Genomic DNA, 21,937 nt, shown 5'->3' with positions numbered 1-21,937 from the left:
GCTTCGAACACGGCCTTGAAGACGTGGATGGTCGGGACAAGCCCGACCATGACACGCTATGGATGGCCATCCGTCCGCTTCGGGAGATTCGCGTGACTTCAACCGCTTCGCTGCCGATCCGCCGGGCGATGGTGCTGGCGGCCGGGCTCGGGCAGCGCATGCGCCCCATCACCGACACGCTGCCGAAGCCGCTGGTGAAGGTCGGCGGCAAGACGATGCTGGACCATATGCTCGACCGGCTGGCGGATGCCGGCGTCGAGGAGGCCGTCGTCAACGTCCATCATCTCGCCGGGCAGGTCGAGGCGCATGTTGCCGGACGCACCACCCCGCGCATCGCCATCTCTGACGAGCGCACCGAGTTGCTCGAGACCGGCGGCGGCGTGAAGAAGGCGCTGCCGCTGCTCGGCGCCGCGCCGTTCTTCCACGTCAATTCCGATGCGCTCTGGCGCGAAAGCGGGCGGCCCGCCATGCAGGCGATGGCCGAAGCCTGGAACCCCGGGCAGATGGACATGCTGCTTTTGCTCGCCGAGCGCGAGACCAGCCTCGGCTTCGACGGCGCCGGTGATTTCTTCCTCGGAGAGGACGGCCGCCTGACCCGTCGCGGCGCGGCAGCGAGCGCACCCTGGGTCTATGCCGGCGTCGCCATCCTGAAGCCGGAGCTCTTCGCCGAGACGCCCGAGGGGCCGTTCTCGCTGAACCTGCTCTTCGACCGCGCCATCGCCAGCGGCCGCCTGTTCGGCGAGGTGCTGGAGGGGCGCTGGCTGCATGTCGGCACGCCCGAGGCGATCGCGCCGGCCGAGGCTGCCTTCGCCGCACAGCCGGTCGATGCCTGAGCTCAACCTGTTCAGCATACCCGCCGGCGCACCCTTCCTCGAGGTGCTTGCGGGGGCGATGCTGGATGGGCGGCTGGGGCCCGTCCATGACCCGGCCGATCCGGCCGCGATGGCACGGGCGACGCTTTACCTGCCGACCCGTCGCGCTGCCCGCGCCTTCACCGCGATCCTGGCCGAGAAGCTCGGCGGCAAGCCGCTGCTGCTGCCGCGCATCGTTCCGCTCGGCGATGTAGACGAAGCCGAGACGGCGCTGATCGGCTCCGGTGCCTGGACGGGCGAGCGTCTCGCTCCGGTCGAGCCGCTGCAGCGCCGCATGCTGCTGACCCGGCTCGTCGACGCCTGGGGTCGCACCGCCAACCGCAGCCATCTCAGGCTTGACCCTTCCGAGCCGTCGCTGGTGCCGGCCACGCTGGGGGAGGCCTATGGACTCGCCGGCGATCTCGCCGCCCTGCTCGACCAGATGCAGACCGAAGGCGTGCCGGTCGAGAAGCTCGCCGGCCTCGACGCCGCCCGTTTCGACAGGGTCTGGCAGCTCAATGCCAGCTTCCTCGCCATCCTCGGCGAGGCCTGGCCGCAGATCCTTGCTGATCAAGGCGCGATCGACCCGGCCGAGTTTCGCAATCGCATGCTGGCAGCCGAGCGCGAGCGCTTGCTCGCGGGCGGGGCGAGGGGGCCGATCATCGCCGCAGGCTCGACCGGCACCGTCCCGGCCACGGCGCGGCTGCTCTCGGCCATCGCTCGGCTTCCAAGCGGGGCGGTCATCCTGCCCGGCCTGGATCTCGGGCTGGACGAGCGCGCCTGGAACGCCATCGCCAAGGAACCCGCCCCGTCGCATCCGCAGGCGGCGCTGCATCAGCTGATGGAGACGCTTCGAGCCGAGCGCGCCGATGTCCGCGAACTTGCTGTGCCCGACGCGGCACGCCATGCACGGGGGGAGCTGCTGCGCGAGGCGATGCTGCCGGCCTCGGTGACGGAACTCTGGGCCAGCCTCGGCCAGCGCTTCGCGCCCGGCGAGGCGGAAGCAGGCTTCGCCGGACTGCGTATCGTCGAGACGGCCGACGAGCGCGAGGAGGCGCTCGCTGTCGCCATCGCACTGCGCGAGACGCTGGAGCGGCCGCAGGCGCGGGCCGCGCTGGTCACGCCGGATCGCGGCCTTGCCGAGCGCGTCGCCGTCGAACTCGCGCGCTGGGGCGTCGAGGTCGATGATTCCGCCGGCCAGCCGCTCGGCCGATGGCCGGCCGGGTCGCTGCTGCGGCTGATCCTTGAAGCGGCCTTGGGACATATGACGCCGGCCTCGCTCGTCCCGCTCTTTGGTCATCCGCTCTGCCGGCTGGGCTTGGGCCGGGAAGCCCTGACGCGGGGCGCCGCGGCGCTGGAGATCGGCTGCTGGCGCGGCAATGCCGTCGGCCGGGGGCTGGCGGGCCTGCATGTCGCGCTCGCTCAGTGGAACGAGCTGCGCGAGGCCGGACACGTTCCCGGCCCGCGTAAACGATTGACGGGGGAGGATGCAGCCGCTGCGGCGAGCGTGCTCCATGCGCTGGAAGCAGCCTGCGCGCCGCTGCTCGAAGCGCTTTTCCTCGGCGAGCCCTCGCTTGCCGTTGTCGCCGTAGCCGCACGGGCGGCCGTCACCGCTGTCAGCGCGACGGAGGCCGGCACGCCGCTCGCTTTCGTCGGCCCTGACGGCGAGGCGCTGGCCGGGCTGTTCGACGAACTCGACGGGGCGAAGGAAGTCATGCCGCCCGGCGGACGGCCGCAGGATTTCGTCGCGATTCTCGACGGCCTGCTCGCCGAGCGAGCGGTCAAGCGGGCGACACCGGGCCATCCGCGCGTGGCGATCTGGGGACTGCTCGAAGCACGCCTGCTCGAAGCCGATCATGTCGTGCTCGGCGGCTTGAACGAGACGGTCTGGCCGCCGCAGACCACGACCGATTCCTTCATCAACCGGCCGATGCGCGCCGAGCTCGGCTTGTCGCCGCCGGAGCGCCGCATCGGCCAGACCGCGCATGATTTCGTTCAGGCGCTGATGGCGCGCGAGATCACGCTGACGCGGCCGCGCAAGGTCGGCGAGGCCGAGACCATCGCCTCGCGCTTCTGGCAGCGCTTGCAGGCGGTGACGCCGAAGGAGGCATGGAGCAGGGCGCGCACGGACGGGGACCGTCTGCGCGGACTCGCTGCGCTCTTGAGCGCCCCCGCAGCCGCGAAGCCGGTCGCGCGGCCGGCGCCGCGCCCGCCGCGCGCATTGCAGCCGCTCTCGCTCAGCGTCACCGAGGTCGAGACGCTCTATCGCGACCCCTACCAGATCCACGCCCGCAAGATCCTGAAGCTCGATGCGCTCGACGCGCTGATCGAGGATCCGACCGCGCAGGATCGTGGCCGGCTGCTGCACGATATCGTCGAGAGCTTCACCGCGACCTATCCCGAGCAACTGCCGGCGGACGCGTTGGGACAGTTTATCGCCATCGGCGACAGGCTGTTCCGCGACTTCGACGACGTGCCGGAGGTACGCGCTTTCTGGTGGCCGCGCTTCCTGCTGACGGCCGGGCATTACATCCGCTGGGAGGAGCGCCGGCGGCCCGTTATCGCTCGCATCGGCGTCGAGCTGTTCACCGGGGCGAGTTTCAAGCTGGCCGACGGCAGCGAATTCCGGCTCAGCGGCCGCGCCGACCGCATCGAGCTGACGCGTGAGCCGGCGCTGCGCATCGTCGATTTCAAGACCGGTGCGCCGCCGAGCAAGGCGCAGGTCGAAAAAGGATTCGCACCGCAATTGACCTTGGAAGCCGAGCTCGCGGCGCGCTCCGGCTTCAAGGGGCTCGCGGGGCCGACGCCGGTCGAGGCTGTCATCTACATGAAGCTCCACCACGACCCGAAGGGCTGGGCCAAGGACAAGCCGCTCGATTTCGACGGCGAGCCGCTGGCCGATGTCGCGGCGCGCCATCTCGAGAACCTGCTCAAGCACGTCGATGCCTTGCGCTCCGGCCGCGAGGCCTATGTCTCCCGCCGCGCGCCGGACTACATCCGCTACGCCAGCCCCTATGATCACCTGGCCCGGGTCAAGGAATGGTCGGCTGCGCCCGGCGGCGACGAAGGAGGCGAGGCGTGAAGCCGGGCTGGATCGTCCCGCCGCTGACCAACCAGCGCCAATCGCTGGCCGCCGATCCCGGCCTCTCGGCCTGGGTCTCGGCCAATGCGGGCTCCGGCAAGACCCATGTGCTGGTCAACCGCGTCCTCAGGCTCCTGCTCGACGGTGTGCAGCCGAGCCGCATGCTCTGCATCACCTATACCAAGGCGGCCGCCGCCAACATGGCGAACCGCATCTTCAAGGCGCTCGGCACCTGGGCGACGCTGGATGAGGCCGTCCTTGCGAGAGAGCTGACCAATCTGACCGGTCGTGTTCCCGCTGCGGCGGAGCGCGCCAAGGCGCGCCGTCTCTTCGCCGAGGCGCTGGAGACGCCGGGCGGGCTGCGCATCGAGACGATCCACGCCTTCTGCACCCGCGTGCTGCAGGCCGCGCCCTTCGAGGCCAATGTGCCGCCGCGCTTCGAGGTGGCGGATGATCTCGCCCAGGCCGAGATGCTGCGCGAGGCGCGGCGCGAATTGCTGGCCTTGGTCGCCGCGAATCCGGGCGGAGCGGAGGCCCGCGCGCTCGATCTGCTGGCGCAGCTCGCGGCGCAGGATTCCTTCGAGACGATGGTGCAGGAGGCTTTGCGCCAACGCGCGCTGTTCAGTGACGAGAACGGCCGTGCCCGCGACCCTGCTGTGATGAAAGCAGGCATCGCCGCCTTCCTCGGCATCGACGCGGATCTCGATGCCGACACGGTGAAGCGCCAGTTCCGCGCCGAGTTTGCCGCCTTGCCGGGTTTGCAAGCGCTGATCGAGGCGTTGCAGGCCGGCAGCGCGACGCGTCAGAACCTCGCCGCGAACCTGCGCGCCCTGCTTGCCGGGCAGGACGACGGCGACCCCATTGCCTTCTGTAGGCGCGGTTTCATCACCGAGGCCGGCACGATCAATGCGAACATCCGCGGCAAGGGCAAATCCGAATTCGACGGCGCCGTGCTGGCGACGCTGGAGGCTCTCGCCGCCTGCCTGCTGACGGCGGCGGACGCGGTCAACGCTATCGCGATCCGCGACCGCAGCGCGGCGCTCGCTTTGCTGGTCACGCGCATGCTTGCCTCCTACCAGCGCCAGAAGAGCCTGCGCTCGCTGCTCGATTATGACGACCTGATCGCCCGGACGCGCTCGCTGCTTGAGCGGGTCGAGGCGGCCTGGGTGCTCTACAAGCTCGATGCCGGCATCGACCACATCCTGCTCGACGAGGCGCAGGACACCGGCGAGGCGCAATGGGCGATCCTGCGCAAGCTCGCCGAGGAATTCACCGGCGGCGGCGACCTCAGGCCGAAGCCGCGTACGATCTTCGTGGTCGGCGACGAGAAGCAGTCGATCTATGGTTTCCAGGGTGCCGCGCCCGCCGCCTTCAGCGAGGAGCGCCGTGCGCTCGGCCGGCGCGTCGCGGAGGCGGAACTCGCCTTCGAGGCGATCAGCCTCAACACCTCCTTCCGCTCGGCACCGGATATCATGCAAGCGGTGGATGCGGTCTTCGCCTTGCCCGACCATGCGCGCGGTCTCGTCTTCGACGGCGCCGCACGGCCGGAGATGCACGACACGGTGCGCCGCAGCGCGCCCGGAACGGTCGATATCTGGCCTGTAGCTGCCAACGACACCGGCGAGCCGCCGGACGCCTGGACCACGCCGGTCGATGCGCCGGAGCGGCGCGGCGGCACGGTAAAGCTCGCCGAACGCATCGCACGGACCTTGCAGCGCTGGCATCGCGACCGCCGCGACGACCGCGGCAACCCCTTCGCCGCCGGCGACGTGATGATCCTGCTGCGCCAGCGCGGCGCTCTCTTCGAGGCGATCGTCAAGGCGCTGAAGGATGCCGGCGTGCCCGTCACCGGCCGTGACCGGCTGACGTTGGCCGAGCATCCGGCGGTGGAGGATCTCGTCGTGCTCGGCCGGGCGCTGTTGCTGCCGGACGACGACCTGACGCTCGCCACCGCTTTGAAGACGCCGCTGATCGACCTGAACGACGACGATCTGCTGCGGCTCGCGCCCGGCCGCACGGGTTCGCTCCGAGCTGCCCTGCAGGAAGCTGCGGCGAGCGAGCCGCGTTATGCCGCTGCCGAAGCCAAGCTCGCCGGCTGGGCGCGCGAGGCCGGCCGTTCCGGCCCTTTCCGCTTCTTCGCCGGGCTGCTCGGCCCCGGCGGCGGGCGCAATCTCGCTCTGGCCCGGCTCGGCGCTGAAGCGGGCGATGCGCTCGATGCCTTCCTCAACGCCGCGCTCGACCATGAGCGGCGCTACGGCCCCTCGCTCGCCGGCTTCCTCCAGCACGTCACCGGCAGCGCCGCCGACGTGAAGCGCGACCTCTCGGCCAGTGCCGGCGAGGTCCGTGTCATGACCGTCCATGGCTCGAAGGGACTCGAGGCGAAGATCGTGATCCTCGCCGATCTCGGCGTCGAGCCCGGCGCCAAGCGCCTGCCGAAGATCCTCGCCGTGCCGGCGCTGCGCACGGGCCTCGTCCCGATCTGGCCACCGGCGAGCGCCGAGGACACGCAGGCGACCGCCGCGGCCAAGGCCATCGTCGTCGCGCAGATGGTCGAGGAGCATCACCGCCTGCTCTATGTCGCCATGACTCGCGCCGAGGATCGCCTGATCGTCTGCGGCGCGCAGCCCAAGGGCGAGGCGCCGGCCGGAAGCTGGTACGCGATGATTGCGGAAGGGCTCGCCCAGTCGGAGGCGGGCTTGCGCCAGATCGGCGAGGGCGAGGAGGCGGTCTTGCGCTTCTCCGTCACGCCGCCTGTTTCGATGGGCGAGGAGATCGAAGCTCCTGGAGGCGAGCCGACCCTGGCGCCGCCCATCTGGCTGACGAAGCCGGTTGCGCGCGAGGCCGAGCCCGCGCCGCCGTTGAAGCCGTCGAGCGCCCTCTCGGCAGCCGATGGCGAGGAGCGGCCGGGCGACGGCCCGTTCCTCGCGGAGGCGGCTGCCGCCGGCCGGCTGGCGCATCTCCTGCTCCAGCTCCTGCCTGATGCGCCGGTCGAGCGTCGCGCCGGGGCGGCCGAGGCGCTGGCGCAGGCGCGCGGCGGCGCGCTGCCCCCGGAACGGCGAGCCCGCATCGTCGCCCAGGCGCTTGCTCTGCTGGATGAGCCCGCCCTTGCCGCACTCTTCGCCGAAGGGGCGCTGGCCGAGGTGCCCGTTGCCGGCGCCATCCGCTTGCCGGACGGTGCGGTGCGCGCGGTATCGGGCCGGATCGACCGCCTGGCCGTCACGGCCGACAGCGTCGTCATCGCCGATTTCAAGACGACGGCCCGGCCGCCGGAGCGAGCCGATGCGATTTCGGCCGGGACGCTGGCGCAGCTCGCGGCCTATGCCGCGCTGATGCGGGAGATCTATCCGGGTCGGACAATCCGGGCGCTGGTCGTCTACACCGCGAATCTCGCCCATTTCGAGCTTGCTGCCGCGCAACTCGACGCGGCGCTTCTCGCCTTGGCCGGTACGGCGGCGAACGATAGCGTCGGCCTCTCCTAGAGCACTCCCGCGCTTCTCCGAAACGCGGAAGTGCTCTATCTCTTTGTTTTATCGCATTTTCTTCACGCGAATCGGTGTCCGCTTCGCTCGAAAATGCTCTAGGGATCGTCCCGGCCATGAAGCTCCTGCCATCCTTGCTGCTGCGTCCGCGGCTTCTGGCGGCCCTGGGTGCCGGCGTGGGGTTGGCGGCGCTGCTACCCGGCGACTGGCGGTGGGCAACGCGCTTCCTGGTGGCCTGGGATGCCGGCGCGATCTTCTATCTCGGCCTGCTTGGCTCGACGATGTTCACCGAGTCGGTCGACGAGATCAGGGCGCGGGCCGAGCGGCAGGACGAGGGCGCCTTCGCCATCCTCATCATCGCCTGCCTGGCGGCGAGCGCCAGCCTGGTCGCCATCGTGGTTCAGCTCAGCGGCATCGGGGCGGTTCCGGCCGGCGAGCGCGGCTCCCATCTCGCACTGGGCGGTGTCACGATCCTGTGTTCATGGACGCTGCTGCACGCCTTCTTCACGCTGCACTACGCCGGCATCTACTATCGCGGTGGCAAGGCCAAGCCCTGCCTCGATTTTCCGGGCAAGACCGATCCGAACTACGTCGATTTCCTGTATTTCTCCTACACGATCGGCTGCACCTCGCAGACCTCGGACATCGGCGTGACGACGCGGCAGGCGCGCGCCGTCGTGCTGCTGCATTCTGTCCTCGCCTTCGTCTTCAACACCTCGATCCTGGCCATGGCGATCAATGTCGGCGCGAGCCTGGTCTCGGGCGGCTCGTGACGCGCCGGCCTCGCCTCAGCCCTGCGATGCACGCGCCTTGACCGGAGGGGCGGGCGTTCATAGCTTCGCTGGCGAAGGGTGGCACTGCCGCCCGTTGAAACCGAAAGGCGGCCAGTCATGGCAACGAGCAAGGTAACCGATCAGAGCTTCGAGGCCGATGTCCTGAAGTCGTCCGAGCCGGTTGTGGTGGATTTCTGGGCGGAATGGTGCGGCCCTTGCCGCATGATCGGCCCGGCGCTCGAGGAGATCGCGACCGAGCTCAACGGCAAGGTCAAGATCGTCAAGATGAACGTCGATGAGAATCAGCAGATCCCGGCGCAGTTCGGCATTCGCTCGATCCCGACGCTGATGCTGTTCAAGGACGGCAAGCTCGCCTCGCAGAAGGTCGGCGCCGCGCCGAAGAGCGATCTGTCGCGCTGGATTTCGGCCGCAGTCTGAGCCCTCGCGAATTCCTTATGAAGAAGGCCCGCTTTCGGTTGAAAGCGGGCCTTTTCGATTCGTCGAGCCGGAGGCCTTTGAATTCTGGTTCTCAGGCGCGGCTTTGCTTGTCGACCGCGAAGGCGCCCGAGCCGGCGAAGACGAAGTAGAGGAAGACGAAGCAGTAGAGGATCGCGGCGTCGCCGCCGTTGAGAGCCGGGTAGAGGCTCTTCGGCGCATGCGCCATCCAGTAGGCGAAGGCCATCTGGCCCGAGAGCACGAAGGCGACGATCCGGGTCTGGAAACCGACGAGCATCAAAAGGCCGCCGACCAGTTCGAGCGTGCCCGCGAACCACATGAGCGTAAAGGCCGAGGGCAGCGCGCCACTGGCCGGTGGGGCCGGGAAGCCGAAGAGCTTCTGCGTGCCGTGCAGGATGAAGATCAGTGCGGTGACGATACGCAGCAGGCCGAGTACATGCGGCGCATAGCGATTGAGCGAGTTCATCTGTGTCCTCTGTCGGAGAAAACGAAACGAAAGACGATAGGTTCCTGCGCGTTTCCCGCCCGGCTTGTAGGCAGGGCTTCAGATTTTGCGCAATATCCCGTTCGATGACGATTTCGTTTGCGCATTTGCAAGTTTGATCACGTTCTCGCGACGGCTGTGTCCTCCTTGCCGCGCCGCACCCTTAACCGTCCCTTAAAAGCGCCATGTTTGAATCCTGTGTGACCTGACCGCATTTGCGAAGGCGGCGTGTCGGCCGAAACGGGGCAGGATGAACGACCGGACCAAACGGGGCGAGCGGCGCGAGCCGTCCTTCGACGACGAGAGCGGCGCGAGCCGCGACGATTTCGACATGCGCGTTTCTGACGACGATCGCCCGCTTCACCGCCACCGCGCTGCGCCGCGCCCGCAGCCGCGCAGCCAGCCCGTGCGCAACAAGCGCAGCGGCGGGGGAGGCGGCGGCAAGCGCCGCGGGCGCCGGCGGCGTTCGCTGCTCGGCGGGCTGTTCTACTGGACGATGGTGCTCGGCCTGTGGTGCGCCATCGGGCTCGGCGGGTTCATCGCCTATCACGCTTCGCAGCTGCCGCCGATCGATCAGCTCACCGTCCCCAAGCGACCGCCGAACATCGCGATCCTCGCGGCCGACGGCTCGCTCCTCGCCAATCGCGGCGAGACCGGCGGGCGCACCGTCACGATCGGCGAAATTCCGCCTTATCTGCCGAGGGCCTTCGTCGCGATCGAAGACCGACGCTTCTACGAGCATTTCGGCATCGACCCGGTCGGCATCACCCGCGCCATCGTCACCAACCTGCGCGGCCGGAGCGGCATGCAGGGCGGCTCGACGCTGACGCAGCAGCTCGCCAAGAACCTGTTTCTGACGCAGGAGCGCACCGCCGCCCGCAAGATCCAGGAGGCGATCCTGGCGCTCTGGCTGGAGCGAACCTACACCAAGGATCAGATCCTCGAGCTCTACCTCAACCGGGTCTATTTCGGCTCGGGCGCCTATGGCGTCGAGGCAGCGGCACAGCGTTACTTCAACAAGTCGGCGCGCTCGGTGACGATCGCGGAGGCGGCGATGCTCGCCGGCCTCGTCCAGGCGCCCTCCCGCCTGGCGCCCAACCGCAACCCGGATGCTGCCGAGAAGCGCGCCCAGCTCGTCATCTCGGCGATGGCCGAGCAGGGCTTCATCTCGCAGGCGGCGGCCAAGACCGCGCTGACCACGCCGGCCGAGGTGCCCGAGCGCGTCGGCGCCGGTTCGGTCAACTATGCCGCCGACTACGTCATGGACGTGCTCGATGACTTCATCGGCGCGGTCGAGGGCGACGTGACCGTACTCACCACCCTCGATACCAAGCTGCAAGCCAGCGCCGAGACGACCCTGGTCGATGCGCTCTCCGCACAGGGTGCGAAGCTCAACGCCTCGCAGGGCGCGGTGGTGTCGCTCGCGCCTGATGGAGCGATCCGCGCGCTGATCGGCGGGCGGGACTACACCAAGAGCCAATTCAACCGGGCAACGGCGGCGCGGCGCCAGCCGGGCTCCTCCTTCAAGCCCTTCGTCTATCTGACCGCGATCGAGAAAGGCATGACGCCGGACACGATCCGTGACGACGCGCCGGTCTCGATCAAGGGCTGGGAGCCGGAGAACTATTCCCGCACCTTCCGCGGTCCGGTGACGCTGGCGACGGCCATGCAGCATTCGCTCAACACGGTCGCCGCCCGGCTGATCCAGGAGGTGACGCCCAAGGAAGTCGTCCGCACCGCCCAGCGCCTCGGCATCTCCTCGGCCCTGCAGCCGAACCTGTCGCTGGCGCTAGGAACCTCGGAGGTGACGCCGCTGGAGATGACCGCTGCCTACGCCACTTTCGCCAATGGCGGCCAGTCGGTGCTGCCCTATGTCATCCGCGAGGTGCGCCAGACCAATGGCAAGGTCGTCTATGCCCGCAAGGCCGCGGGTCTCGGCCAGGTCATCCAGCCGCAACAGCTCGCGATGATGGACACGATGTTCAACGGCGTGATGAACGGCGGCACCGGCAGCAAGTTCAACATCCCGGGTTGGCAGGTCGGCGGCAAGTCCGGCACGACGCAGGATTACGGCGACGCCTGGTTCATCGGCTTCACCGCCAAGCTCGTCACGGCCGTCTGGGTCGGCAACGACGACAATTCGAAGATGAAGCGCGTGACCGGCGCCGGCCTGCCCGGCGAGATCTGGGGCAAGTACATGAAGGCCGCCCATGCCGGCGCGCAGCCCATTCCGCTGCCCGGAGGCCTCTGGCAGGGCGCGCCGAAGACGATCTTCGGCGACGGCGCGCCGGTGGCCGATGCCGGCACTCCGGCGCCGGCCCAGCCGGCCAGCTCGGATCGCGCCTGGGTCAAACCGGCGCCGCAGGAGCGCAACTTCTTCGAGCGGCTCTTCGGCGGCTGATCCAGCCTAGGCCTTCGCCCCTCGGATGGAGCGCGTCGCCCGGAACAGCACGAGGGCGGCGACACCGAGCGTCGACATCACCAGCGGCAGCGGCAGCGCCGCGTTCTTGAGAAGATGGCCGACGAGCAGCCCGACGCAGGCCGAGAGCAGCATCTGGCACAGGCCGTTGAAGGACGAGGCGGCGCCGGCCCGGTCCGGGAAGGGCATCATCGCCGAGGCCTGGGCCTGCGGCATGGTGAGCCCGACGCCGCAGGCATAGAGCGCCATCGGCACGACGACGCCTGCCGCCCCGCCGAAACCGGTGAGCACGCCGACCAGCATTGCGAGACCGCCTCCGGCGAGGCAGGCGACGCCGATGGCGATGACGCCGTCCATGCCGCGCCGCCCGACCAGGCGCTGCGCGATGATCGTGCCGGTGATGTAGCCGAGCACGCCGAAGCCGAAGGAGAAGCCGTACGCGACCGGCGTCAGCCCATAGATGCCGATCAGCACGAAGGACGAGCCGGAGATGAAGGCGAAGAGGCCGGCATAGGCCAGGGCCGTCAGCGCGACATAGACGCGGAAGGCGCGGTTCTGCAGCAGGACGCCGAAGCCGCGGAAGATCGCTACGGCTGAGAGCGGCTGCGGCGAGCGCACGCGCAGCGTCTCCGGCATCACGGTCATGATGACGGCGGCGAGAGCAAGCCCGAAGGCGAGCGAGGCGAGGAAGGTCGAGCGCCAGCCGAAGGCGACCTGCAGCACGCCGCCGAGCACCGGCGCGACGGCTGGGACGAGGCCCATGATCATGCCCATGCGCGCGAGTTCCCGCCCGGCGCGCGGGCCGTCATAGAGATCGCGTACCATGGCGCGCCCGAGCACGATCGGGCCGGAGGCACCGAGCGCTTGCAGAGCCCGCGCAAATGTCAGCGCCCCGATCGAAGGCGCGAGCGCGCAGACCAGCGTCGCCAGCGTGAAGAGGCTCAAGCCCGCGAGCAGGACAGGCTTGCGGCCGAGGCGGTCCGAGAGCGGCCCCCAGAAGATCTGCCCGGCGGCGAAGCCGAACAGGAAGGAGGAGAGCGTTGCCTGCGCGCCCGCCACATCCGTCTCCATCACCCGCGCGATCTCGGGCAGCGAAGGCAGGTAGAAATCGGTGGAGAGCGGGCCGAGCGCCGTCAGCATGGCGAGGACGGCGGTCATCGCCAGCGTATCGGGACGAAGCTTCATGAACGGCCTCCGGCGCAGCCGGATCCGGCTGCGCGCGCCTGCTACGACGCCAACGCGTTATCCGGCAATCGGGGTCGGCGCGGGGCCGTCCTGTGTCTCGCCGTGATAGGCCGTGGCACGCATCGAGGAACGCTCGGAGAATTCCTGGTACCAGCGCGCCAGCCGGGGGCGCCTGGCCCGGAAATCCGGCAGCGCACGGAATTCCAGCCAGGCCAGCGCCGTTGCCAGCCCGATCTGCCCGACATCGACGGGGCCGTCGAACGGCGCTTGCTGCTCCAGCAGGTCATAGGATTCGAGCAGCTTCGCAGTCTGTCCCTCCTGGAGTGGCGGGTAGCGCAGAGGCTCCGGCCGCCGCAGCGTTTCCCAGCGCAGCGCGATGCCTGCATCGCACAGCCCCTGCGCCACGGAATGCAGCCGCAGCGCCTGCCAGCGCTCGGCCCCAGTGGCGGGGATCAGCCTGCGCCCCGTGTGCAGCGCGTCGAGATAGTCGCAGATCACCAGCGAATCGAAGATCGCTCCGGCCTCGGGCGTGATCAGCACGGGCACCTTGCCGAGCGGATTGACCGCGAAGACGGCCGGATTGCGGTTGGTCGGGCTGGTTTCATGATCGATGATGACGAGACGATCGGCGATGCCGGCCTCATGCGCGAAGACGATCGTTTTGCGCGCATAGGGCGAATGGCTCTGCGAAAAGAGCGTCAGCCGCTCGGGCTGGACCTGCGCCGATGCGGTCATGCCGCAACCTCGGCCGGCTCGAGGCCGACCAGCTCGGCGTAGCGAACGGGGTCGGTCGCGCCCTCCGTGTTGACCAGGAAGACGCGCGAGGAGGCGTCGAGCTTGAGTGCCGCCCGCGTTTCAGGGTTGCGCAGCGCCGCGATCAACCCGGCGAGCCCGGCCGCTCCGCTTTCGCCAGCGACGATGGCGGGATCGCCCGCGACGGGGCGGGCGAGGCGGTTCATCGCCTCGACGGCATCGGAATCCTCCGCCGTCAGGAAGGCGTCGGCGGCGCGATAGAGCACGCGCAGAGCCAGCGGCGAGGGATCGTAGCATTCGAGCATCGCCATCACGGTCGGCGCGCCATGGGCGATTTTGACCGGCCGGCCCAGCCGTGCCGCTTCGAAGATGCAGGCCGCCCGCGACGGCTCGACCACGGTGAAGAACGGCCGCTCATCGCCGAAGCGCGTCTGCATCTGCGCGGCAAGCGCCGCCGCGATGCCGCCGACGCCGGCCTGCACGAAGATGTGGGTCGGCTGCGCTGGCATCTGCGCCAGCGCCTCGCATGCGATGGCGGTGTAGCCTTGCATGACCAGACCGGGAATGCGTTCATAGCCGTCCCAGGAGGTGTCGGAGACGATGGTCCAGCCCTGCGCGGTCGCGACACGCGCCGCCTCGACGACGGAATCGTCATAGGTGCCGGAAACCCGCACCATCTGCGCGCCGAAGCGGGCGATCGCCGCGACGCGTTCGTCGCTGACGCCGCCATGGACGAAAATCACCGCCTTGGCGCCGAGCAGCTCGGCGCCCTGCGCCACCGAGCGGCCGTGATTGCCGTCGGTCGCGCAGGCGAAGGTCATTCCGGCGGCCACGGTGCGGACAGCGGGGTCGTTCATGTCGGCATCGCTCAGGGGGCGGCCGAGCTTTTCGGAAGCGGCCTCCAGAGCCAGCCGGATCACCGCATAGGCACCGCCCAGCGCCTTGAAGCTGCCGAGGCCGAGGCGCTGCCCCTCATCCTTGATGAAGAGCGCGCCGATCCCGAGCGCAGCAGCGAGGCCGGGCAGGCTGTGCAGCGGCGTCGGGGCATGGTTCCGGCGTTGGGCGAGATGCGCCTCGATCGCATCAGCACCCGAAGGACCGAGCGTCTCGACATCCTCGGGATGGAGAGCGGAGCGGTAGTCGGGATGGTGGTTGAGCAGGAACATGGCGACCTCGGTGCGTGCTCATGAATGGATATTGCAAGCGCGGCGAAATAGGCGCTGGATTTCCGCCAAGCCGATGCAAGTTTCTTTCTCAGGACGCGCCATGCCCGAGCCTGCCGCTCACGATCTCGACGCCTTCGACCGCGCCATCCTCGCCATCCTCCAGCAGGACAACACCACGCCGCAGCGTGTGATCGGCGAGCGCGTCAATCTCTCGGCCCCGGCCGTGCAGCGCCGCATCCGCCGGATGGAGGCGAGCGGCGTCATCCGCGCCAATGTCGCGGTGGTCGATCCGGCGGCGCTCGGCCATCCGATCACGCTCTTCGTCGAGGTCGAGCTGGTCAGCGAGACGGCTGTCGATATCGACGCGGCCAAGACGGCCTTCCTCGCGGCACCCGAAGTGCAGCAATGCTACTACGTCACCGGCGAGGTCGATTTCATGCTGGTGGTGCTGGTGCCGAGCATGGCGGCCTATGAGGCGCTGACGCGTCGGCTCTTCTTCGCCAATTCCAATATCCGCAAGTTCCGCAGCTTCGTCGCCATGGACCGGGTGAAGACGGGGCTCGCCGTGCCGGTCTCGTAGCGGCCCCGCGGCAGGCGCAGGCGCGGCATCGCCTGCGCGTCTTGTTCTGGCCGCGACGATATGCGACCGCGGGAGGATGTGACGAACGAGCCTGACGGGCCTTGCCTTGATCACTGTGAAAGCCACCCCAGCAACCGCCGGAGCGGGCGATGCGCCGCAGGGCTGGCGCGCGCTCATCCGTTCGAGCGAGATCGGCGTCGTTGTGCTGGCGTCGGTGGTCGGCGTCTTCGCTGGGCTGATCGTGCTGGCGATGTCCTTCGCGACCCAGCTGCTGCACGAGCTGATCTTCGGTCTCGCGCATAGCCAGCGCCTGTCGCTCAGCACGACGATCCCCGCCTGGCGGGCGCTCGTCGGCCCCATCCTCGGCGGTCTCGCCATCGGCGTGGCATCCTGGCTGTTCTTCCGCCGACGCAAGCAGCCCGTCGACCCGATAGAGGCCAATGCGCTGCATGGCGGGCGCATGTCGCTGCGCGACAGCGTTTTCGTCGCGCTGCAGACCATCGGCTCCAGCGGCGCGGGCGCCTCGGTCGGCCTGGAAGCCGGTTATACCCAGGCCGCGAGCGGGCTCGCCTCCCATATCGGCCGCCGCCTGCGCCTGCGCCGGGCGGATATGCGCCTGATGGTGGGCTGCGCCGCCGGCGGCGCCATCGGGGCTGCCTTCGATGCGCCGCTGACCGGCGCCTTCTATGCCTTCGAACTCATCCTCGGCAGCTACGCGATCGCGGCCTTCGTGCCGGTTATGGCGGCGACCTTCATGGCGACCGTGACCCACAGCCTGCTCGCGCCCTCGCTGCTCGCGGTCGAAGTGCCGCCGATCGGGCCGATCATCATCTCCGATCTGCCGCTCGTCGTCCTGCTGGGCGCGGCGTGCGGGCTCGCCGGCATCGTCGTCATGCGCGCCGCCGCCTTCGTCGAGGCCGGGTTCCGGCGTTCGCGGATCCCGACATGGCTGAGGCCGGCCTTCGGCGGCCTCCTCGTCGGTGCGCTGGCGATCTGGAGCCCCTCGGTGTTCTCGGCCGGCCATGGCGCCATCAATCTCTATCTCGGAGCGGACCGGGACCTGGCGCTCTTTGCCCTGGTGCTCGTCGCCAAGGCGCTGGCTTCCTCCATATCGATCGGCTCGGGCTTCCGCGGCGGCCTGTTCTTCGCCTCGCTGCTCCTCGGTGTGCTGACCGGGCGCCTCTTCATCGGCGTGCTGACGCTCGCCTTCCCGAACCTCGCCGGTCACGAGACCCTTTTTGCCCTCGTCGGCATGAGCTCGCTTGCGGTCTCGGTCGTCGGCGGGCCGATGACCATGGCGCTGCTCGCGCTCGAGATGACAGGCGATCTCAAGCTGACGCTCGCCGTCGTCGGCGCAGCCGGCGCGGCCTCGCTCGTCACGCGCCGCCTGTTCGGCTTCTCCTTCGCGACCTGGCGTTTCCATCTGCGCGGCGAGAGCATCCGCGGCGCCCATGATGTCGGCTGGATGCGGGACCTCACCGCCGGCAACATGATGCGTATCGAGGTGCCGAAGATCGCAGCCGACGCCACCATCGCCGAAGCCCGGCTGAAATACCCGCCGGGTTCCACCAATTATCTCGTCGCGATCGGCCCCGGCGAGGCCTATGCCGGCATGGTGCCGCCGGGCGCGCTCTACGAGCCGGACGCGGCGCTGGACGAGGAGGCGGAGGCCGAGCCGGCGCCGCGCACCGTGCGCCATCTCCTGCGCAATCCCGACCGCATGCTGCTGGCCGACATGTCGGTGCGCGACACGCTGAAGCTCTTCGACGAGTCGGAGAGCGAGGCGCTGCCGGTCGTCGCCGATCGCGACAGCCGTCGCCTCGTCGGCATCCTCAGCGAGGCGCATGCGATCAAGCGCTATAGCGACGAGGTCAGCCGCCGCAATCGCGAGCTGACCGGCGAGTAGCGGCCTGGCTCAGGCCGCGCGCAGGGCGACGCTCGCGACCACCCGCCACTCCGCGATCGGGATCTCCTGTCCCGACGTCACGATGCCGATCCGGTCGAAATGGATCGCCCGGCCGGCGAGACGTGCATGCACTTCCGCGATCGCAGCTGCCTTGGCCGCCGCTTCGACAGGTCCATAGAGCAGCGAAACATGCGGCATGAAGCTGTCGAGGCCTTCCGGATCGAGCGCGCGCTTAAGCTGCGCAAGCGGCTGCGAGATTGCGAAACGGGCATAGAACGAACGGAAGAAGGCTTCGCTCCCTTCGACCAGCGCGACGGGTTCCGAGAAGGCCGCGACCGTTTCCGCAGCAGCTGCGATCGCTCGCTCCAGCGCAGCGGTCGGCATCGCCGTGTCACCTTGCAGTGTCAGATGTGGCGCGAAGACGGGGGTGCCGAAACGCCCTGCCAGATCGCCGACGAGACCGCTCAGCATCGCCTCGTCGGAGGGAGACGCCATGAGCCAGAGAGAATGTATCTGCGCTGTCATCCAAGTTTCACAAAGCTCTTGCACATAGTGCGCCCCATACGTAATGTTTATTTCAATCACTCCAGTGAATGGAAGAAAAATTCCATTCACTGGACACAAAAACGAAGGCGGGGAGTGGGCACCTTGCAGCCGGAAACGCAAGCCAGAGCGGGTAGTGGCGCGGCCATCGGCGTGCGCGCGCTCAAGGTCTCCTATAGCGGCACGCGCGTGCTGCACGGCATCGATCTGGACTTCGCACCGGGTAGCTTCACGGCGCTGCTCGGCTCCTCCGGCTGCGGCAAGACGACCCTTCTGCGTTCCCTCTCGGGTTTCGTGCCGGTCGACTCCGGCTCGATCGTCGTCGGCGGCAAGGATGTCGCCGGATTGCCGCCGGAGAAGCGCGGCATGGCAATGGTGTTCCAGTCCTATGCGCTCTGGCCGCATATGACAGTGCTGCAGAACATCGGCTACGGCCTCAAGCTGCGGGGCAAGTCCAAGGCCGAGATCACGGCCAAGGTTGGGCAGATGCTGAGCTTTCTCGGGCTTGCCGGCTATGAGGATCGCAAGGTCACGGCGCTCTCCGGCGGCCAGCGCCAGCGTGTCGCGCTCGGCCGCGCGCTCGCCATCGACCCCGGCATCCTGCTGCTCGACGAACCGCTCTCGAACCTCGATGCCAAGATCCGCATGACGATGCGCCACGAGATCCGCGCCATCCAGCAGCGGCTCGGTCTCACCGCCGTCCATGTCACCCATGATCGCGAGGAGGCCATGACCATGGCCGACCGGCTCGTCATCATGCAGGCCGGGCGCGCCGCGCAGGTCGGGACGCCGGAAGAGGTATATGATCGTCCGGCCAGCGCCTTCGTCGCCAATTTCATGGGTGCGGAGAACGTGCTGCCGCTGCGCATCGAGCGCGGCGAGGGACGGGCTTCCGTCGCTGCCGGCGAAGCCCGCGCGACCCTTGCGGGCGAAGTCGCCGCCGGGCTGCCGGCCGGTGAGACGCTCGCCTATTTCCGCGATGATGTCGCGAGCCTCGGCGCGCTCGATGCGACGGCTGCCGATGGCGATCTCGTCGTCCCCGGCACGATCGCCGCGCGCGCCTATCCCGGTGGCATCTACCGCTACAAGGTCGAAGCCGCCGGCCGCCAGATCACGGTCGACGACGCCGACCGTCACGAACTCGGAACGAAGGTTGGACTGCGCATCCCGCTGCAGCGCCTTCACATCTTCCCGGCGACCGAGGCCGGGATCGCCGCCTGACAGGGAGTCAGACACATGCGCATTATCACGCTTGCCTGCTCGCTCGCTGCGCTGATGGTGGCTTCGCCGCTATCCGCGCAGACCCTCAACGTCGCCTCCGCGGGCGACCAGAACATGGTCGACTACGTCAAGGACTATCTCGGGCCGATGTTCGAGAAGACCCATCCGGGCGTGAAGGTCGTCTCGGTCGGCACCGGCCCCGGCGATTCCGGCTCGCAGAAGATCTATGAGAAGCTCGATGCCCAGAAGGGCGCCGCCGCGACCGATTTCGACGTGCTCGTCATCCATCAGAAGGCCGCCGGCCAGATGGTCAAGGAAGGGCTGCTGAACAAGTACACGGCCAATGTCGACACCTCGAAGCTGGTCTCCAGCGAGACGGCCAAGAACTCGCTCGGCTCGGATGTCTCCGGCTACGTCATGCCGATGTTCCAGTCGCAGACGGCGCTCGCCTACAACGCCGACATGCTGAAGAACCCGCCCGCCAACTTCGCGGAGCTGAAGGAGTGGGTGAAGAAGAACCCGAAGCAGTTCGGCTACAACGGCATCAAGGGCGGCATGTCCGGCGTCGCCTTCGTCGCCGGCTGGGTCTACGCCTTCGGCGGCGACGCCAACAAGCTGATCCAGGGCCCCTATGACGCGGCCGAGAAGGCCAAGTGGGACGCGGCCTTCAGCGAGCTCAAGGACTTCAACAAGAACGCCGTGATCACCCCCGGCAATGCCGGCACGCTCGACATGCTCAATCGCGGCGAGATCGCGATGGGCCCGGTCTGGGTCGACATGTTCTATTCCTGGCAGGCCGACGGCAAGCTGCCGCCGAGCATGAAGCTGAAGCTCGCCTCGCCCGGCATGCCCGGCCAGCCGATGTACTATGCGGTGCCTGAGAAGTCGGCGCAGAAGAAGCTGGCGGAAGAGTTCATCGCGCTCGCCACCAGCCCGCAGGTCCAGGCTGACGGCATCGTCAAGAAGTTCAACTGGTATCCGGGCATCGACGCCAAGAACCTCGAAGGCAAGCTCGACAAGGCCGCCTGGGACAAGCTCTTCACCGACATCACTCCGACGGACCTGTCGCAGAACGCCAAGCCCTTCCCGATCGCGCCCTACTTCAACGACATCCTCGAGGGCTACGAGAAGAAGGTCGCGAACTGAGGTTCGTTCTCTCGAAGGGCCGTCATTCGCGGAGTGCCTCCGCCGTCATCCTCGGGCTCGACCCGAGGATCTCATGACCAGCTCGCTCTGGTTGCCGAGATGGTCGGGTCAAGCCCGACCATGACGGCCTCTCCGGCCCGGCCATGACGGCCTTTCTCCTTTTCGCGCATAGCCGGCAGGTTCGATGTCTCTTTCCCAACGCCAGCTCGCCCTGCTGCTGATCGCGCCCGGGCTCGCGCTCGTCGCGGCGCTGTTCCTCTATCCGCTCTGCTTTTCGCTGATCTCGGCCTTCACCGGCCCGGACGGCGGCTTCTCGCTGCAGGCCTTCGCCAAGGCCTATGAGCTTTATTCCGGCGACATCCTCTTCACCGTCGTCATCGTGCTCTCCTCCTGCCTGCTGACGGGGCTTGCCGCCATCATCATCGCCGGCACGCTGACGCTGGGCGAGAACCGCTACATCGTCGGCACGCTCAAGGCGCTCTATCGCTGGCCGCTGTTCATCCCCTTCATCGTCGCGGCGCAGTGCATGCGCACCTTCCTCGCCAAGAACGGGCTGATGAACAATTCCTTCGTCGCCATGGGGCTGATGGAGCCGCTGCAGGCCGTGAGCTTCCTCGACTGGCGCGGCATCATCGCTACCTTCGTCTGGAAGCAGACGCCCTTCGTCGCGCTGCTGCTGGCCGGCGCGCTCGCCGCGCTCGACCGCGCCACGCTTGAGGCCGGCCGCAATCTCGGCGCTTCGCGCATGCGCGTCCTCGTCGAACTCGCGCTGCCGCAGGTGATGCCGCAGCTCCTCGTCGCGCTCGTCCTCTCCTTCGTGACGATGCTCTCGGTGCTCTCGGTGCCGATGATGGTGGCGGGCTCGCAGCCGACGATGCTGACCGTCGACATGGCCTTCCGCATCAATGCCTATGGCGACTACGCCACGGCCAATGCGCTCGGCGTCATCACCTATCTGATCTCGGCCGGCGCGGCGATCATCTACCTCAAGCGCGGCATGGCAAAGGAGGGCACGCCATGATCCGCGTCGCCTCCGGCCTGCGCATGGTCCTCGCCGCCTTCGCGCTCGCGGCCTTCGCCTTCTTCCTGATCGGGCCGCTGGTCAATCTGGCGCTGTGGTCGGTCGCCGAGCGCTGGTACACGCCCTATAAGCTGCCGGTCGTCTATGGCACGCGCTATTGGGAGCAGGTCTTCCGCCCGACCGGCGATGCCATGGCCTCGCTCGCCACCTCGGTCTGGATCGCGGTGCTCACGGTGATCGTCGCGCTCGTGCTCTCGATCCCGGCCGGCTACGCTCTGGCCCGGCTGAAGCTGCCGGCGCGCGCTCTCTTCATGGTCGTGTTCCTGCTGCCGCAGGCCTTCCCCTCGGTCGCGATCTACATCAACGTCGCGCGCATCTTCTACCAGCTCGGCATCAACGGCACCGTCTTCGCCGTCGTGCTCGTCCATGCCGCGCACGGCCTGGTCTATTCGGTCTGGATCGCGGCCGCGGCCTTCGCGGCGGTCGATCGCGACCTCGAGCTGGCGGCCCGCAACATCGGCGCCCCACCGCTCAAGACCTTCTTCTCCGTGACGCTGCCGCTCGCTGCCCCCGGCATCATCGCCAGCGGCATCTTCGTCTTCCTGGAATCGCTCGACGAGTTCACCGGGACCTTCTTCGTCGGCGTGCCGCAGGTCACCACGCTGCCGCTGCTGCTCTACAATGCGGCGATGGGCGGCAACTATCAGGTCGCCTCGATCACGGCGCTGATCCTGCTGGTGCCTTCGGTGCTGTTCATGCTGTTCATCGAGCGCTTCCTGCGCGCCGATGTGCTCGCCAAGGTCGGGGCCTGAGGGGGGAGGGCTTGCGCGGCCCCGGGCGATCCGCAAATCTCCCGCTCCCTCCTGCCTTGC

17 protein-coding genes are annotated in these 21,937 nt (G+C 68.5%); 12 read left to right on the top strand and 5 right to left on the bottom strand.

What is annotated here, in order from left to right:
• Positions 1–128 precede the first annotated feature (128 nt).
• The 5 genes from AB4Z16_RS00275 to trxA all read left to right on the top strand — a co-directional run bounded on the left by AB4Z16_RS00275 (position 129) and on the right by trxA (position 8,623).
• Positions 129–833: a nucleotidyltransferase family protein gene (locus AB4Z16_RS00275; RefSeq protein ID WP_441510090.1), complete on the top strand. Its 705-nt coding sequence runs from the start codon at positions 129–131 to the stop codon at positions 831–833.
• A complete protein-coding gene (gene addB, locus AB4Z16_RS00270) occupies positions 826–3,933 on the top strand; it encodes a double-strand break repair protein AddB (RefSeq protein ID WP_441509322.1) in 3,108 nt (1,035 codons plus the stop codon). Before AB4Z16_RS00275 ends, addB begins: the two co-directional genes overlap by 8 nt.
• Entirely contained in the window at positions 3,930–7,412 is a 3,483-nt protein-coding gene (gene addA, locus AB4Z16_RS00265; protein ID WP_441509321.1) for a double-strand break repair helicase AddA, read from the top strand. Before addB ends, addA begins: the two co-directional genes overlap by 4 nt.
• Before the next feature lie 116 nt (positions 7,413–7,528).
• Positions 7,529–8,185, top strand: coding sequence for a DUF1345 domain-containing protein (locus tag AB4Z16_RS00260; RefSeq protein WP_441509320.1), 657 nt, complete (start codon positions 7,529–7,531; stop codon positions 8,183–8,185).
• 117 nt (positions 8,186–8,302) lie between these two features.
• A complete protein-coding gene (gene trxA, locus AB4Z16_RS00255) occupies positions 8,303–8,623 on the top strand; it encodes a thioredoxin (RefSeq protein ID WP_038366779.1) in 321 nt (106 codons plus the stop codon).
• 91 nt (positions 8,624–8,714) lie between these two features.
• Here trxA and AB4Z16_RS00250 read toward each other — a convergent pair whose 3' ends face one another.
• The gene (locus tag AB4Z16_RS00250; protein ID WP_441509319.1) at positions 8,715–9,107 is read right to left on the bottom strand and encodes a DoxX family protein; all 393 of its coding nucleotides are present in this window, start codon (positions 9,105–9,107) and stop codon (positions 8,715–8,717) included.
• Positions 9,108–9,375: 268 nt separating this feature from the next.
• Here AB4Z16_RS00250 and AB4Z16_RS00245 point away from each other — a divergent pair, with 268 nt between their 5' ends.
• Positions 9,376–11,526, top strand: a complete 2,151-nt coding sequence (locus tag AB4Z16_RS00245) for a transglycosylase domain-containing protein (RefSeq protein ID WP_441509318.1) — start codon at positions 9,376–9,378, stop codon at positions 11,524–11,526.
• A 6-nt stretch (positions 11,527–11,532) separates the two neighbouring features.
• Here AB4Z16_RS00245 and AB4Z16_RS00240 read toward each other — a convergent pair whose 3' ends face one another.
• Genes AB4Z16_RS00240 through AB4Z16_RS00230 form a run of 3 tightly spaced genes read right to left on the bottom strand, consistent with a single transcriptional unit; the run spans position 11,533 to position 14,648 of the window.
• Positions 11,533–12,729, bottom strand: coding sequence for a multidrug effflux MFS transporter (locus AB4Z16_RS00240; protein ID WP_441509317.1), 1,197 nt, complete (start codon positions 12,727–12,729; stop codon positions 11,533–11,535).
• A gap of 57 nt (positions 12,730–12,786) precedes the next feature.
• The gene (locus tag AB4Z16_RS00235; RefSeq protein WP_441510089.1) at positions 12,787–13,431 is read right to left on the bottom strand and encodes a glutathione S-transferase family protein; all 645 of its coding nucleotides are present in this window, start codon (positions 13,429–13,431) and stop codon (positions 12,787–12,789) included.
• A gap of 29 nt (positions 13,432–13,460) precedes the next feature.
• The gene (locus tag AB4Z16_RS00230; RefSeq protein WP_441509316.1) at positions 13,461–14,648 is read right to left on the bottom strand and encodes a diaminopropionate ammonia-lyase; all 1,188 of its coding nucleotides are present in this window, start codon (positions 14,646–14,648) and stop codon (positions 13,461–13,463) included.
• Between the two features lie 100 nt (positions 14,649–14,748).
• Between AB4Z16_RS00230 and AB4Z16_RS00225 the strand changes: the two genes are divergently transcribed.
• Positions 14,749–15,228, top strand: a complete 480-nt coding sequence (locus AB4Z16_RS00225) for an Lrp/AsnC family transcriptional regulator (protein WP_441509315.1) — start codon at positions 14,749–14,751, stop codon at positions 15,226–15,228.
• A gap of 115 nt (positions 15,229–15,343) precedes the next feature.
• Complete coding sequence (locus AB4Z16_RS00220; RefSeq protein ID WP_441510088.1) at positions 15,344–17,134, top strand: chloride channel protein; 1,791 nt, start codon at positions 15,344–15,346, stop codon at positions 17,132–17,134.
• Positions 17,135–17,143: 9 nt separating this feature from the next.
• On the opposite strand, the gene AB4Z16_RS00215 is transcribed toward AB4Z16_RS00220, so the two are convergent.
• Positions 17,144–17,659 carry a hypothetical protein gene (locus AB4Z16_RS00215; RefSeq protein ID WP_441509314.1) on the bottom strand — a complete coding sequence of 172 codons (516 nt, stop codon included), beginning with the start codon at positions 17,657–17,659 and terminating at the stop codon, positions 17,144–17,146.
• Between the two features lie 114 nt (positions 17,660–17,773).
• Between AB4Z16_RS00215 and AB4Z16_RS00210 the strand changes: the two genes are divergently transcribed.
• The 4 genes from AB4Z16_RS00210 (at position 17,774) to AB4Z16_RS00195 (ending at position 21,877) form a co-directional block, all read left to right on the top strand.
• Positions 17,774–18,898, top strand: a complete 1,125-nt coding sequence (locus AB4Z16_RS00210) for an ABC transporter ATP-binding protein (protein WP_441509313.1) — start codon at positions 17,774–17,776, stop codon at positions 18,896–18,898.
• 15 nt (positions 18,899–18,913) lie between these two features.
• A complete protein-coding gene (locus tag AB4Z16_RS00205; protein ID WP_441509312.1) occupies positions 18,914–20,044 on the top strand; it encodes an ABC transporter substrate-binding protein in 1,131 nt (376 codons plus the stop codon).
• Positions 20,045–20,228: 184 nt separating this feature from the next.
• Entirely contained in the window at positions 20,229–21,065 is an 837-nt protein-coding gene (locus AB4Z16_RS00200) for an ABC transporter permease (RefSeq protein WP_441509311.1), read from the top strand.
• On the top strand, positions 21,062–21,877 hold the full coding sequence (locus tag AB4Z16_RS00195) for an ABC transporter permease (protein ID WP_441509310.1): 816 nt from the start codon (positions 21,062–21,064) through the stop codon (positions 21,875–21,877). Before AB4Z16_RS00200 ends, AB4Z16_RS00195 begins: the two co-directional genes overlap by 4 nt.
• Positions 21,878–21,937 lie beyond the last annotated feature (60 nt).

This window comes from Allobosea sp. TAF32 (genome assembly GCF_052113585.1).
Classification (GTDB): Bacteria; Pseudomonadota; Alphaproteobacteria; order Rhizobiales; family Beijerinckiaceae; genus Allobosea.
Note: the sequence above shows the minus strand (reverse complement) of the source record. Positions and strands in the feature narration are given on the sequence as shown.